The 12348-nt window shown below is 48.0% G+C and carries 17 protein-coding genes and 1 tRNA gene; 4 read left to right on the top strand and 14 right to left on the bottom strand.

The window, feature by feature from the left end; translation table 11 throughout:
* Positions 1-101 precede the first annotated feature (101 nt).
* Positions 102-344: a hypothetical protein gene (locus tag ACTRXD_RS16980; RefSeq protein WP_442432973.1), complete on the bottom strand. Its 243-nt coding sequence runs from the start codon at positions 342-344 to the stop codon at positions 102-104.
* Between the two features lie 57 nt (positions 345-401).
* The gene (locus ACTRXD_RS16975; RefSeq protein WP_442432972.1) at positions 402-551 is read right to left on the bottom strand and encodes a hypothetical protein; all 150 of its coding nucleotides are present in this window, start codon (positions 549-551) and stop codon (positions 402-404) included.
* A gap of 108 nt (positions 552-659) precedes the next feature.
* Between ACTRXD_RS16975 and ACTRXD_RS16970 the strand changes: the two genes are divergently transcribed.
* Positions 660-848 carry a hypothetical protein gene (locus tag ACTRXD_RS16970; protein ID WP_442432971.1) on the top strand — a complete coding sequence of 63 codons (189 nt, stop codon included), beginning with the start codon at positions 660-662 and terminating at the stop codon, positions 846-848.
* Positions 849-862: 14 nt separating this feature from the next.
* Entirely contained in the window at positions 863-1579 is a 717-nt protein-coding gene (locus ACTRXD_RS16965; RefSeq protein ID WP_442432970.1) for a hypothetical protein, read from the top strand.
* A 76-nt stretch (positions 1580-1655) separates the two neighbouring features.
* On the opposite strand, the gene ACTRXD_RS16960 is transcribed toward ACTRXD_RS16965, so the two are convergent.
* The 10 genes from ACTRXD_RS16960 to ACTRXD_RS16915 all read right to left on the bottom strand — a co-directional run bounded on the left by ACTRXD_RS16960 (position 1656) and on the right by ACTRXD_RS16915 (position 8517).
* Positions 1656-2063, bottom strand: a complete 408-nt coding sequence (locus ACTRXD_RS16960) for an NlpC/P60 family protein (RefSeq protein WP_442432969.1) — start codon at positions 2061-2063, stop codon at positions 1656-1658.
* Positions 2056-2586, bottom strand: a complete 531-nt coding sequence (locus ACTRXD_RS16955; protein WP_442432968.1) for a hypothetical protein — start codon at positions 2584-2586, stop codon at positions 2056-2058. The genes ACTRXD_RS16960 and ACTRXD_RS16955 overlap by 8 nt, the downstream gene beginning before the upstream one ends.
* 179 nt (positions 2587-2765) lie before the next feature.
* Complete coding sequence (locus ACTRXD_RS16950) at positions 2766-3215, bottom strand: hypothetical protein (protein ID WP_442432967.1); 450 nt, start codon at positions 3213-3215, stop codon at positions 2766-2768.
* A 344-nt stretch (positions 3216-3559) separates the two neighbouring features.
* Positions 3560-4822, bottom strand: a complete 1263-nt coding sequence (locus ACTRXD_RS16945; RefSeq protein WP_442432966.1) for a phage major capsid protein — start codon at positions 4820-4822, stop codon at positions 3560-3562.
* Positions 4823-5079: 257 nt separating this feature from the next.
* Positions 5080-5514 (bottom strand): hypothetical protein, encoded by a 435-nt coding sequence (locus ACTRXD_RS16940; RefSeq protein WP_442432965.1) that lies wholly within the window; start codon positions 5512-5514, stop codon positions 5080-5082.
* Positions 5515-5532: 18 nt separating this feature from the next.
* Positions 5533-5760 (bottom strand): hypothetical protein, encoded by a 228-nt coding sequence (locus ACTRXD_RS16935; RefSeq protein WP_442432964.1) that lies wholly within the window; start codon positions 5758-5760, stop codon positions 5533-5535.
* 14 nt (positions 5761-5774) lie between these two features.
* Positions 5775-5963 (bottom strand): hypothetical protein, encoded by a 189-nt coding sequence (locus ACTRXD_RS16930; RefSeq protein ID WP_442432963.1) that lies wholly within the window; start codon positions 5961-5963, stop codon positions 5775-5777.
* Between the two features lie 55 nt (positions 5964-6018).
* Positions 6019-7335 carry a replicative DNA helicase gene (locus tag ACTRXD_RS16925; protein ID WP_442432962.1) on the bottom strand — a complete coding sequence of 439 codons (1317 nt, stop codon included), beginning with the start codon at positions 7333-7335 and terminating at the stop codon, positions 6019-6021.
* The gene (locus tag ACTRXD_RS16920; protein ID WP_442432961.1) at positions 7332-8135 is read right to left on the bottom strand and encodes a hypothetical protein; all 804 of its coding nucleotides are present in this window, start codon (positions 8133-8135) and stop codon (positions 7332-7334) included. The genes ACTRXD_RS16925 and ACTRXD_RS16920 overlap by 4 nt, the downstream gene beginning before the upstream one ends.
* Before the next feature lie 175 nt (positions 8136-8310).
* Entirely contained in the window at positions 8311-8517 is a 207-nt protein-coding gene (locus ACTRXD_RS16915; protein WP_442432960.1) for an excisionase family DNA-binding protein, read from the bottom strand.
* 130 nt (positions 8518-8647) lie between these two features.
* Here ACTRXD_RS16915 and ACTRXD_RS16910 point away from each other — a divergent pair, with 130 nt between their 5' ends.
* Together ACTRXD_RS16910 and ACTRXD_RS16905 are read left to right on the top strand one after the other, a co-directional pair.
* Positions 8648-9424, top strand: coding sequence for a hypothetical protein (locus tag ACTRXD_RS16910; RefSeq protein WP_442432959.1), 777 nt, complete (start codon positions 8648-8650; stop codon positions 9422-9424).
* Positions 9421-10545 (top strand): tyrosine-type recombinase/integrase, encoded by a 1125-nt coding sequence (locus tag ACTRXD_RS16905; protein ID WP_442432958.1) that lies wholly within the window; start codon positions 9421-9423, stop codon positions 10543-10545. The genes ACTRXD_RS16910 and ACTRXD_RS16905 overlap by 4 nt, the downstream gene beginning before the upstream one ends.
* Before the next feature lie 14 nt (positions 10546-10559).
* Here ACTRXD_RS16905 and ACTRXD_RS16900 read toward each other — a convergent pair.
* Both ACTRXD_RS16900 and pal read right to left on the bottom strand, forming a co-directional pair.
* Positions 10560-10648: transfer RNA gene (locus ACTRXD_RS16900), tRNA-Leu, on the bottom strand.
* Between the two features lie 216 nt (positions 10649-10864).
* Complete coding sequence (gene pal, locus ACTRXD_RS16895; protein WP_442432957.1) at positions 10865-11821, bottom strand: peptidoglycan-associated lipoprotein Pal; 957 nt, start codon at positions 11819-11821, stop codon at positions 10865-10867.
* Between the last annotated feature and the right edge of the window lie 527 nt (positions 11822-12348).

The following is a 12348-nucleotide window of genomic DNA, read 5'->3' as shown; positions in this document are numbered from 1 at the left end:
CGAGAAACATAAAGGGCCAACCCCCTGCAGAGCTAGCCCTTTATTATGGAACACTCGGTAGGAAAATTTTTCCTACTTCACTTATTGGAGGCTGGCCATCGTTACGCCACCTTTCGCGTCTTGGCTTTCTTTTTTGGAATTTGGTGCACGGGTTCAAGAGTTTCCCTGACTAAAAAGGTGGGGGAATGCGAGTCCGTCCGATAGGTTTTCAAATCCTCCTTGGCGGCCTTTAATGAATAATGGAGCTGCCCTCCAATAATCTCAAAATCCCGCCCACTCGCCTTTCGACATTTTGCACACGAACAGCCGACGGAATAGGTAACTTCATTTCGTAACTTTTTCATGGCAGCCCTCCTGGTGATAAAGAAAATGGTTATGTTTGAATCAACTGCGCCAATGCCTCACCCGCCTTTCTTTTTGGGTTGAGCAAATTCCCGCTCTAACAATGCCCGGATAAACCCGCTCACCGTGAAGCCTTGGGCTTTTAGGCCGTCCAGTTTTTTACACAGAGATTCGGGTAACGACACAAGCCTTCTCGCCATACGTTCCATGCACTCACCCCCTTTCGATTAAGATGATATATAACATCTGTGATATCTTTATATACTCTGCTGCTACCTGTTGTCAAATGTATCAGCAATCGGGTAAGGTCCTCCCCCATGTCAGACGACACCAAAGATTATTTACTTCGAGGAATCCGGGTTGAATTGGCCGAGAAATTGAAAGTGGCTTCGACCCTGCACCACATGACCATGAAAGACTATCTCCTCCAGCTACTTGAAGAGCATGTCCAGGAATTAGAGGCCAAAGGCCTTACCCTGTCCCTGGAGAAGAAAAAGAAAAAATAAAAAGCTATCTAGTGATGGACGATTCAGATAACCCTGAAGAAGTTAGGCTACGCCGGTTTACCTTAATTGTAGGTGCCATTTTTTTTATTTATATTTGTGGCGAAGTAAATTTGGATTCTACAAAAGTTACCTTCTTCTGGTTGGGCGAATTACAATTAAAAAATATTTCTGTTATTAAACTTATAATTTGGGGAATGGCCCTCTATGCCTGTTCCCTTTTTATCTATCGAGAGTGCTATTTGAAATACCCGCCGTTTCGGGTTAGGGAATTACTTAAAAAATTTGGGGTTCTTGTAGCATTTCTCCCTCTTGATGAAAGGCACCCACATGCTGTGAAAGTAGATTTACTATTAAGGCAAAGTCTCAAAAATTCACGTTCTGAAACGATAGAAGAGCAAATTCAGGAAATACCTTATGTCCATTTAAAAGATTTTATGGTTTTCTTAAATTCGGAATATGAAAAGGATGATGTAGCTACCAAGAAACAAATTAATTATCGAGTCTTGGAGCGATACTTTCCCTTCATAAGAGAGACTCACTTGGGTATTGAAGTTCCGGGACAGGGAGGGCATGGAACTAAAAAGGTATCCATTAAAACATTAGACAAAAAGACAGAATTATTTTCGAAAATTGAAGATTTTATTTATTTTCTTCCCTTGCTTCCCTATATACTCAGCTTAGTTTTTCTTATTGGCTCTTCCTTGTTTTCCTTAAAAGTCTTTCACGGGTGATGCATCCTATTTCTTCTGTGAAAATGCAGTTTAAGCGGAAACGGCGCCTCTAAATTGCCGCAGGAGCCGCACATCGTCACTCTTGAGCCATCCCACCATATCGATAGATCCCGCGCAATCGACACCGCCAAGAGGAAATGCAGAGGCGTTCGACATGTGAAGCGCTCCCCATTGTCGCGTGGAGGAAAAGGCCCACGTTGTCCACGGCCAGCCCTAAATGCGGCAATCGGCTAGGCATCTGGAAATGGAGGATATCGAACTGTATGGGATGGGGCACATCCACCAGCACCCAGCGCTCAAGGTGGTCGTGGGCTTCCGAGTCAATGGGTGTCTCATCATCCAGGAAAGCCGGTAAGGGTATGCCCTTGGCATCCAACAACACCGCCCGCACAAGCCCATAGCAATCATATCGATCTGGACCCCTGCCCCTTGTCCGAAATGGCAAGCCGATCCACTGATTCCAATCAAACAGGGTCTCACTCATCGTTCAATTGGTCGAGAATGGCCTGGAGCAAGTCCTTGAGCTTGTCCCGGTCATAGTTGCGCGAGAGGTATTCCTCTAAGGCCAGCTTGGCGACTGAGCGAAGAATGCCCGGGTTGCGGTCTTGCAGGCCGAGGCCGGTAGCCAACATCAGATCTTTGAGTGTGGCGGCCGTGGAGGGATTGTGCAGTCCAAGCCGAGAAAACCTGGGCAGATTCTTACCCAACCAATTCATGAGAAGTTGGGTGTCTGGATCCTCCTGGTCAAGTTCCTTAAAAATGGCGGCAAGCTCATCTTTGCTGGTGGGAAAGGGTACATCAGACAAACGATGCTTTCGATCGTAATAGATCAACCCGGTCATCGCGGTCATGTCCTCGCTGGTAAATCCCAGCGCTTCAGATTGCTCGATCTGTCGGCAAATCGCCGCATACAAGAATTGCCGACGCTCATCCAGGCTCCATTGCGCCACTTCCTCTCGAATGAGCCTGCTTTCCGTCTGTGCCCGTTGCGCTGCCGTGATAAACATCTCAGTTGTCCTTGTAAGGGAATGGTGCAGGTGGAAACGGCGACTTCATTTGGCCACAGGAGGCACAGATAAAGCCGATCCTGAGAGAAGGCCCACACAAAGGCAAAAGTCCCTCCTCGGTCAAGCCTGGTTTCAATGATCCGCCACAATACCGACAAGTCATGGTCGGAATGGAGGTGTCAATCATTTTCAGTTTCCTCCCAGGGCTTGGGACCGAGAGGTTCAGATCCACGCCCTTTTCGTGCTGAATAAATCGATTGTTGTGTCATCCGCATTTTCGTACCGAGTGAGGCCAAGGTCCGGCTTTCCGCTTCCGCCATCTTACAGAGTAGGGCATACTCTTCCATGTCCAAGGTGGGGGCATTCTCAATTTGATTTTTCAAATGGGCAATGCGCCTGGCAGTCACGGCATGCCTACAGTATTCCGCCAAAATCAAATGGGTTTCCGCTGGGAAATGATCTGCCGGCAGCTTATTGACGATTGAATGCCAAATGACTTTCTGTTCCGGCGTCAATTCGTCTGGCGGTTTGGCTCTCGGAAAGGAAAGGACATCGCCTTTCGGAGCGGATCCAGCATCGGGAGGAATCGCGGTTAACCCTCTATTTGCCCCTCGTCCGCGTACGCCCATAAATTATTTCCTTCGCAAAAGTTTTTTTGGTCCCAAACAAAAATCCTTGCCACAAAGCACACGTGAAGGCCCACGCCGGTCCCTGAAAATTTCCCTCAAAAACCGCAAAAACAACACTTTAAAAATATTCATATGTGAATAGAGAAAATTGTTCTGAGGCTGGACCAGGGTGCTTCTATTTATTTCAGACATAATAAGTAACCATGCCTTGATCTGAAGACAGGCAGAGGACCGAAGTCCTCCACCTGCTCCCAGCCTGCCACACCGGGGAAGGAATCCCGCTATTGCTGGACGAGAGACAATAGCTTGAAAACCCAGCATGACAGGCCTGGCAATTCATCTTCCTAGCTTGCACTTGCCTTCAATAGTTTGAGAGCCGAGAAGTTCACCACATCGCCCCCGACATATTTATAGGCAAAAATCTTCGTGGTGCCTTTTTTGGTGTACGGATCACGCAGGACTCGGATCCCCGGCTTATCGACAATTTGATAGCCATCCATGAAATTGCCGAACGCCACCGGGTAGGAGTCCGCTCCAAAATCCGGCATGGCTTCAAGAATGGCAATCGGATGCCCTAACAGTTGATTGGGAATGCCAGGAACGAGGGATTGTGTGAACAACCATCGGCCTTCTGCATCCTTCAGTTTCGCCAATCGGCCTTCACTGGTGGAGTTCATGACCCACGTTGCGCCCGATCGCAAGGCCGAATTGAGGCTCTGCCGTAAATCAATCAATGCGCCAGGATCATCCCCGCCGATGCCGGAGTTGGTTGGGAATCCCCCAGCCTGGCCGGTTGGTACATATTGGAGTTTGTCAGTAGATCGGTCAGTATCATTCTGAGTTGTGGCCGTGGTCCGATAATCCATAAACCCCCGGGGTTCGAGAATGCCACCACCAATCACGAACGCAGTATTTTCTGCCCTTCGGAACCGTTTGAAAATTCGATCTTCCACATAGGCCAGCACGTCAATGGCACCCATGTCGATCAATTTGTTGGTCAGCGGCACCAGGGCAAACACCTCTCGCAGATAATTCGAATATTCGATGAGGGTGCCGACCGCCGTCTCCGCCCGCTCCACCGCTTCATGGCCCCAACCGGACAGGAACTCATCGTCATCACGAAGCCCTTGGTAGGCATCGCCCATTAAGACGTTCTGCACTGCGGCTAAGGCCCTCATCGGGTTTTCCATAAAGAGCTTTTCCTTGGGCATCATGTCGCGTTCGGGCACCACCCAATACCCTCCATGCGGATCTGACCCCACACTCAGGCTGTCTCGAATGCTGCTCTTGTCCAGGGCACTTTGCCCATACTGCAAATAATCCCGGACCGCATTTCGATACTCCGCATATTCATGAGCATTGAGTTGTGGGGCTCGATCGCCTTTCAGGTCTTTAAGGAGGGCGTTGAATCCTTCATAAGCCCGCGTTTGGCCATTGGCCTGAGAAAGACCGCTGCCTCCGCCAATTTCGAGGCTAACCATCTGCTTGACCAACTCGTCGTATTTGTTTTGGAGCTGTTTGACTGTAGCGTCATTTTTATCTGACCGACCCTGAAAGGCCCGTAGTGTTGCAAGAATTTCATCGATGAGTTTTTTTAATTCATCCATAATGGTCTCCATTGATCGCACATAGGCGAACAAAAATGTTGTTGACAAAAAATGTACTGAATGAGGTTTTTTCTCGGCCAGCGTCCCGCTGTCGAGGAGTCTCCAACATCCCGCTGGAAACCATGTATGGTGGGTAGCTCCACAATCGCTCGTGAAGCCTCTCCTGGACATCACCGTGGTGTAGTCCAGAATTATCAAGATTATATCTCATCGATTTTTCCATGACAATTAAAAAAGTCAAATGTCTTGTTTAAATTTTAATTCAGATCTGGTTCGATCCGTGGATTTTTCAATTCCTTGGCCACGCCTTCGAGAATGTTCCTAAACGGTTCCGGGTTGAACCCCTGCAAGCTATATTCGTGCAAGGTGTGTTGAAGGAGTTGGATCAGCACATGGGGATTCATCGGTTCATGGTCCTGAGGTTGGCCTTCGGGATACGCCAGCATGTAGGCGCCCATATTGACCAGATCTCCACCTAACGCCAAACGCTCATCCGTGGACGTGGTGGAGCGACTTAGCAGCAAGGCTTTCAGTGCGCTCGTGATCGCATTCGGCTTCACACCGGCGAGTGTCCATTGATTACACTTCACACTAAGCCATTCCAAAATTTCTTTGGCTGTTTGCTTCTCATCCAAGCTGGTGAAATGTGCCCGGGCTTCTTCGAACCCTGGTTCATTATGTTTTTCATCCATTGGTCATTGCTCCTTTTTTCAGCTCAATAATTTGGAGACGGTATCAAATGCGCTCTTCACGCCTTGATATTGCGATGCACAAGCTGGACAGAAAACCGACTGGCATTCCTCGCCCGAGCTGAAACACACCGTCCAATTATGCCCAACCCCGTTTTCCGCGCCCTCCTCCATCACACCGCACCAGTCACAACCCGCCTCACGCTGCCTGTGCTGTTGCCATCGTCGTGTTGCTATTTGTACGTCCATTGGCCGATCTCCTTTCAGGATTGATTGAGGAGTTGTTGAATACTGGCGAGTTCACGATTGACGGCCTCTTTGTCATTGCAACGATAGGCCGCTTCACAAGAATCAATGGACCGATAAACCGCCTTGCCAAGCAGTGTTTTGGATGGAATGCCCTTTGCCGCCCGGCGTGCGTCGTTGATAGCTTTTCTCAAATCATTGGACATGTGTTTCCCTTCCTGTGTTTTTGAGTAGGGTTTCATCAGTCACCAAAGACTTCAATCATGCTGGAATTCCAATTTGATCTTTAAAGGCGGAATTCGACCCGATCCATTCAACAATAAGCTCACCGGTTGGCCCATTCCGATGTTTCCGGATAAGTATCTCGCCTTTGCCTTTATAAGCCGATTCCGGGTTGTAAACTTCATCCCTATAGACCATGAGCACCAAATCCGCATCCTGTTCAAGCGAGCCGGAATCCCGCAAATCGCTTAGGCGTGGCCGCTTGTCATCTCGCTCTTCACATTTCCGATTCAATTGACTGAGAGCTACAACACAAATTCCAAGTTCTTTGGCCAAGATTTTCAATTCCCGAGAAACTTTCCCTAAAGCTTCGTTGCGATTGGTTCCTCGTTCATCAAGGGAAAGCAGTTGCAAATAATCCAAAATAAGCACATCCACACCATTTTTCATTTTCAGTAAACGAGCCATAGACTTTATTTTTTCAATAGTCAGACTCGAGGTATCACAAATTTTGATTGGAAGATGTTCTAAACCTTCAGCAACAAGGGTTAGCTCCTTCCATCCGAGTTTGGTTAAATTCGCATGACTCAGGACTTTCATAGTCAAATTGTCATGAGAGAGGGAAATAAAGCGTTGAATCTGTTCTTCTACGCTCATTTCCAAACTGAGAAAGGCTACTTGCGCCCCCGCCTTAGAACCTGCCAGAGCGAAGAGGCACGCCAATGATGTTTTCCCCATGGAAGGCCTGCCAGCCAGAATGATTAGATTTTCCGGTTTCAATCCAGAAATACGCAGATCAAGCGCATGCAAGCCAGTTGAATACCCATTTCGAAGTTCACCGCGCTGGCGCCTGTCCATCAGATCCAGGAATTTATGAATGCCCTGAGTCATCCCTACAAATTGCCCACGGTCTGGCGTTAACCCTTTGAGCATGTTGGTATAAAATTCCGCCACCAGTGCTTCAGGATCAGGGTGTTCTTGGGCTTGGAGATAGCCGGCGTAAAATGCCTTGCGGACCATGCGCCGCTTCCAAAAGTTTTTAATGATTTCTGAATGGCGGACAAGGTTTGAAAGGGAAATATATTCCCCCGCTAGTTCGGCCAGAAAGCTCGAGTCGCCGATTTTTTCTAATTGTTTGGCTTGCCGCAAGGCATTGCCGACGGTAATGATGTCCCGGTCAATTCCCTGGTCTTGCAGGCGTAGGGATGTCCCATAGATCACCTGATGCTTCTCAAGATAAAAATCTGAAGGGGTTAGAATGGGCCGCACAATGCTTAAGGCGTCGTTGTGGCAGACTACCGAAGAAAGGACTGATCGTTCCGCTGCTTCGTCGTACAGATCAACGTGGCCGCTCATGTCAAAACTCCGCTGGTCGTTGGGATTGTGTGCTCAGCGCAAAAGGGATTCCCGTTGACGAGCCCAACCACGGTCGCTTTACAAGGCCTCAAGCTGTCACCGTCCGGAATGCGTTTCCAACAACCTTTGGATCCCGTAGAGGAACCGTGTCCATTCACACTCTCGCCCGGGTCAATTTTGTTCAACCAGGCCAAGGCAAATTTCATTGTTAATTTCCGGCCCTTTGCCTTTGGCAGCGTCAACCACACTTTCATCTTCTCCAATTCCCGCTGAAGGTCGACCCCAGAATAGGCGGGACTTGTGAGTATTTCTTTCTGCCACCACTCCTCAAAACTTTGCCGGGTTGGCCGTTTTGGCTTGTCCAAAATGGCACTACTCTTCTCTTCTTTCTTAGGATTAGGAGAAGGAATAGGAGAAGGAATAGGATGTAATTTTTCATCCTCCCGCAAGGAATCCTTCATGCTCCCTTTATCCTCCCGCTTCTTGTTATATTTCGCCCAGTTAGGGGCATAGATGAACAACTTCATGTCTTGATCAACGCCGACTCTAAGCCAATTGATGTTGACTAGATGTTCGTATGAACCCCGGATGATGCCTGCCTTTGTTTGACATGATGCGGCCAACAACCCCAGATCAAACCCCCGATGAAGATCCCAAAAATTGTCCGTTCTATCGAGAGTGGCTAGAGCCTCCAGCCAAAACCGAAGCCCACCCAATCCGAATTTTTTGACATATTCCCGAAACTCAGGATCCCTATTTATTTCTTGTGACAAGTGGAACCAACGTTTAATTGAAGGCATCACCCTTTACCTTTAAGAATCTTTACGTCTTGAATCAGCATCGCAATGATTCGCTCGATTCGCTCAATCCGCTTCCTGTTTTCAATTTCATAAACCGAATGCCACGGCTGGCACTCTTTCTGAGAACGCACTCCTCGCCATACCCTGGAGCACGGGAAGTCCAGATCCGCGTATTTCACTTGGATGAGACTCCATCAGAGGCAGAAACCGGTTCATATACTCGCCCAAGAATCCGCTGCACTTCGCTCTCAGGAATGGCAATGATCCTTCCTACTTTGTGGAACCGAATTTCCCGGTTGAAGAGTTTTTTCCGAATCGTGCTGGTCTTGTAGCCAACGCGTCTGGCGAATTCGTCAACTCTCAAGATTTTTTCTCCCATCATTTCCTCATCCTCCTCAATCTTTGATAATCGTTGTCACTGGTATTATTGATGTGCAACAATGGATATATTACGTCAATGGTTTTTATTTTTAAACCATGACACGAATAAAGTTGATAAAAGGAAAAATCCCATGACAAGAAAGCAGGAGAATGAAAAGATATCGGTGGAGGAAATAGCTTATGGAGCGCAACTGAATAAGGCCCATGAGAGAATTGGACAGACAGTTCCGCAGGCTATTGAGTGGCTTTTATCCTTTGCCCAAACTGACATTGCGTCGTTGAGTGAAGGCGCATTGATCGACCTAGGATATGAATTAAATGTTTTAGGAGATTTTCGACTTACTACCAGTCGGCCAGAAGAGGACATTCCAGATTTTGGACTTTCTATACAGGATTGGGAGGGACGGAATCGATTACAAAAGAAGGTACTTGGCGAACCAGTGGTTGACTATCTCTTGAAAATTTTTCTTGATGACCCACAACGACGGTCACCAATGAATCGACCGAATCTTGTACAGGTCAAACATCTGCAACAATCAGTCGTCGAATATCTTACACAGATAGTTGGAAAAGAATTTCTTTACGTAACTCTGCCAACCCCATACCGTGTCCAAGTCCTTATGTTCCCCACCCATAATATTTTGGGCACTCTCTCACTTTTTACGAGGCCAGAAGACCTTTTTATTATCAATGCCACCTTGTTATTAGTTCATGCTGCACCTCGGATTAGACGATGCCCGGAATGTCAAAAGCTTTTTCTGGCGGATAGAAAAAACAAAATGCATTGCTCTCCTCGTTGTCAGAATACCTCCGCTGTTCGCCGACTGCGCCAATCATTGCCCAAGCGACATGGGAAACCAGGTAGACCACCAGGAACCACCAAAGCCGCACAAAGGAGGACGTCATGAAAAAGAAAAAAAAGAAAACGCCAGGTGTCATTGAACGTCCGGCCGGTTCTGGAAAATGTTATGTCCGGATCAAGCATCGAGGAAAAGACCGACTCATCCGCGTAGCCAGCGAAGCCCAAGGAAAAGCCCTGCAGATCAGATTACGGGCAGAAATATTAGAAAGCCGGTATCAGCCTGAACGAGTCAGGCCGTTGACATTGAAAACCTGGATTGATCGCTGTTTGGAAGGCACGACCAATAGGGATAAGCAGCATGAGGAACAACGGACAAAATATTGGAGTGGAGTCTTTGGAGAGAGATACTTGACAGAGTTGACCAGTGAAGATATCCGGCATCACCAAGCCAAAATGTTGGCCTCAGGTGATTGGAAACCGGCTACCGTGAATCGCTATCTATCGGCACTTCGGCGAGTGCTTACGTTGGCATTGAATGATGGGAAAATCTTGCGCCATCCCATGAGGGGCATCAAATTCCTTGCTGAAGAACAAAGGGATACCTATTTCTCCGATGAAGTCCTACAGAAGATTCATGGGCTTATGGAGCCTCAGACCTGGAAGGAGGTTCATTTCGCAATTGAGACCTGTCTGCGAGCTTCTGAACAGTATTCCTTGAAATGGGCTGACGTAAATTTTGAATCAAAATATCTCACTATCCCTCTTTCCAAATCAGGGAAAACCCGTCGCGTTCCATTGAGTGAACAGGCCCTTAGTATTTTGCGGTCTCTCGATTCGCTTGAATCAGCCTGGGTCTTTCCGGATCCTATCGACTCGCTCAAATCGAAAAACCCCTATCATGCCGGAGACCATCTCAAGCGCATTCTGAGAAAAGCCGGACTTGCCGGTAATTGGCATTTGCTCCGGCACACTGGCGCCACCCGCCGACTTCTAGCCGGAGTCGACCTGGTCACGGTCAGTAAAATTCTCGGACATCGCACGATCAACACCACAATGAGGTATTTGCACTTGGTCCAAGATCACATGGCCTCGGCCATCAACCGAGGATCATTGGTTATGGATGAGACCGGAGGGAATACTCAGAGCGAAGGTGTGACTAAAAGTGTGACCAACGTAGCAGACCCTACAGAGGAGCACGTAGGAGAGAATGAAGGGAAATGTGTGTAAGTGGTTGTTTTTCCTGGTGCCGGAGACCGGGGTCGAACCGGTACGAGCTGGTAAGCCCGAGGGATTTTAAGTCCCTTGCGTCTGCCTATTCCGCCACTCCGGCATCGCAAAGATTGGCGACGAGACTGTACCACTCCTTAAAAACCGGTGCAAGATTTTCAGACAGAAACATCGGTAGGGGATAACCTCATGCATCCCCTAGTTAATTCGTTTTTTCATTTGGTTTGATGCCGGGGGTACAGATCAAAAAACAAGAGGATGCGAATGTTTCGCATCCTCTTGTTCATGGGCCGCTGAGGGTCCTATGAAAGTCAAATCTTTAATTGACTCGAACAACCATGTGATTGCGCCGATTCTCCTGGAAACAATCTTCACTGTCCTTTTGACAAAACGGTCGCTCTTTGCCGTAGGAAACAATTTTTATCCGGTCCGGTTGCACACCCAGATTCACTAAATACTCCCGTGCCGCATCGGCCCGCTTTTGACCAAGCACCAGATTATAATCCTGTGTCCCCCTTTGGTCGCAGTGACCCTCAATCGTCAAGGCCTTTCCAGGATTCGCCTGTAACCATTGCGCTCCTTCTTCAAGATACTTGGCGGCGCTGCTGGAAATATTCCAACTGTCGAAGGCAAAGTAAATATCCTGGACCTGCCCATGTTGGATCCCCATGGAACCACTAAAATTCGACTCAATTATCGAGCCATTCGTATCGGCCCTCCCTATTCCCACTGAAGCCCTCCCTGGCTGACTACGGCCATTGACAATGTTCGAGTCAGGATCGACATACTCCGGAGACGGTCCGCCATGTTCCTTCTTATATGTTTCACCCCAGGTCGCAGGATTCACTCCCCCTTGAGAGCTATCATTGAGAGCCGCGGACTTTGACGGATCACCATAAAAATCCCGGCTATTCTTGCCGTTTCCCAAATAGGCATTTGCCCAAGCTTCTGGATCAGGATTTTGACTGGGCGCCAAGCCATTTTCAAATCCAGACACAGATCCATGATTAGGACCAGATCCATCCACGCCAGAGTATTGGTGTCCATAGTTTGAACCACCTTGGCTCAATGTTCCTTCCGTTCCCCGAATGGTTTCTGGATTGGAATTTGGATCTGCTCCATTGACTCTGTCTTGAGAATCGGAACCATTTGGATGCTGAGAAGCCTGGACTCCATTGACCAATCCACCATTTCTTCCACTTCCCCCAACTGATCCGTTGGCCTGATTCATAATTTTATTGGGATCGAATGCATTTCCATCTTCACTTGTAGCCATCCCATCCCCTTCCGAGTTGGCCCCAGTTCGGACCGAGTGGCTACTACATCCCGAAGCCATAAGGACCCCCAGTATGACAACGACTATTAAGTTGCTACGATTTGGACAAACCCACATGAGATCCTCCTGGTGCAATGGTGACTGTTTGTATCATGAGGTAAAGGGGAAGATTGGTCCTTCATCCTCCTGAACGGAATGATTTCTGAAAGAAATCTGCTTAAATTTCGTTCATTCTCCTGCAATAGACACGTGCAAATCCTTATCGGTTGCTTTGCAGAAAAGTTAAGGATGCCCCATAACATATGGAATATGGCCCTATTGACCATTGTACGGGGAGCACCACGTATCAGTTCCACCTCAAAAACATGTATGAAATGGGAATAGACTGATCTTCCCCCGGTTTTGTGGACACGTCATTAAGTATGGATAATGTACTGAAGGAGGTGTCGATGGGAGGATCACGGAGGAGTTTTACCAAAGAGTTCAAGGTTGAAGCCGTTCGGCTTCTGACGGAGGGTAGAAGTAGC

The sequence above is a fragment of the Nitrospira sp. T9 genome, assembly GCF_052156535.1.
Lineage (GTDB): Bacteria > Nitrospirota > Nitrospiria > Nitrospirales > UBA8639 > Nitrospira_E.
This window is presented reverse-complemented; position numbering and strand designations above follow the sequence as displayed.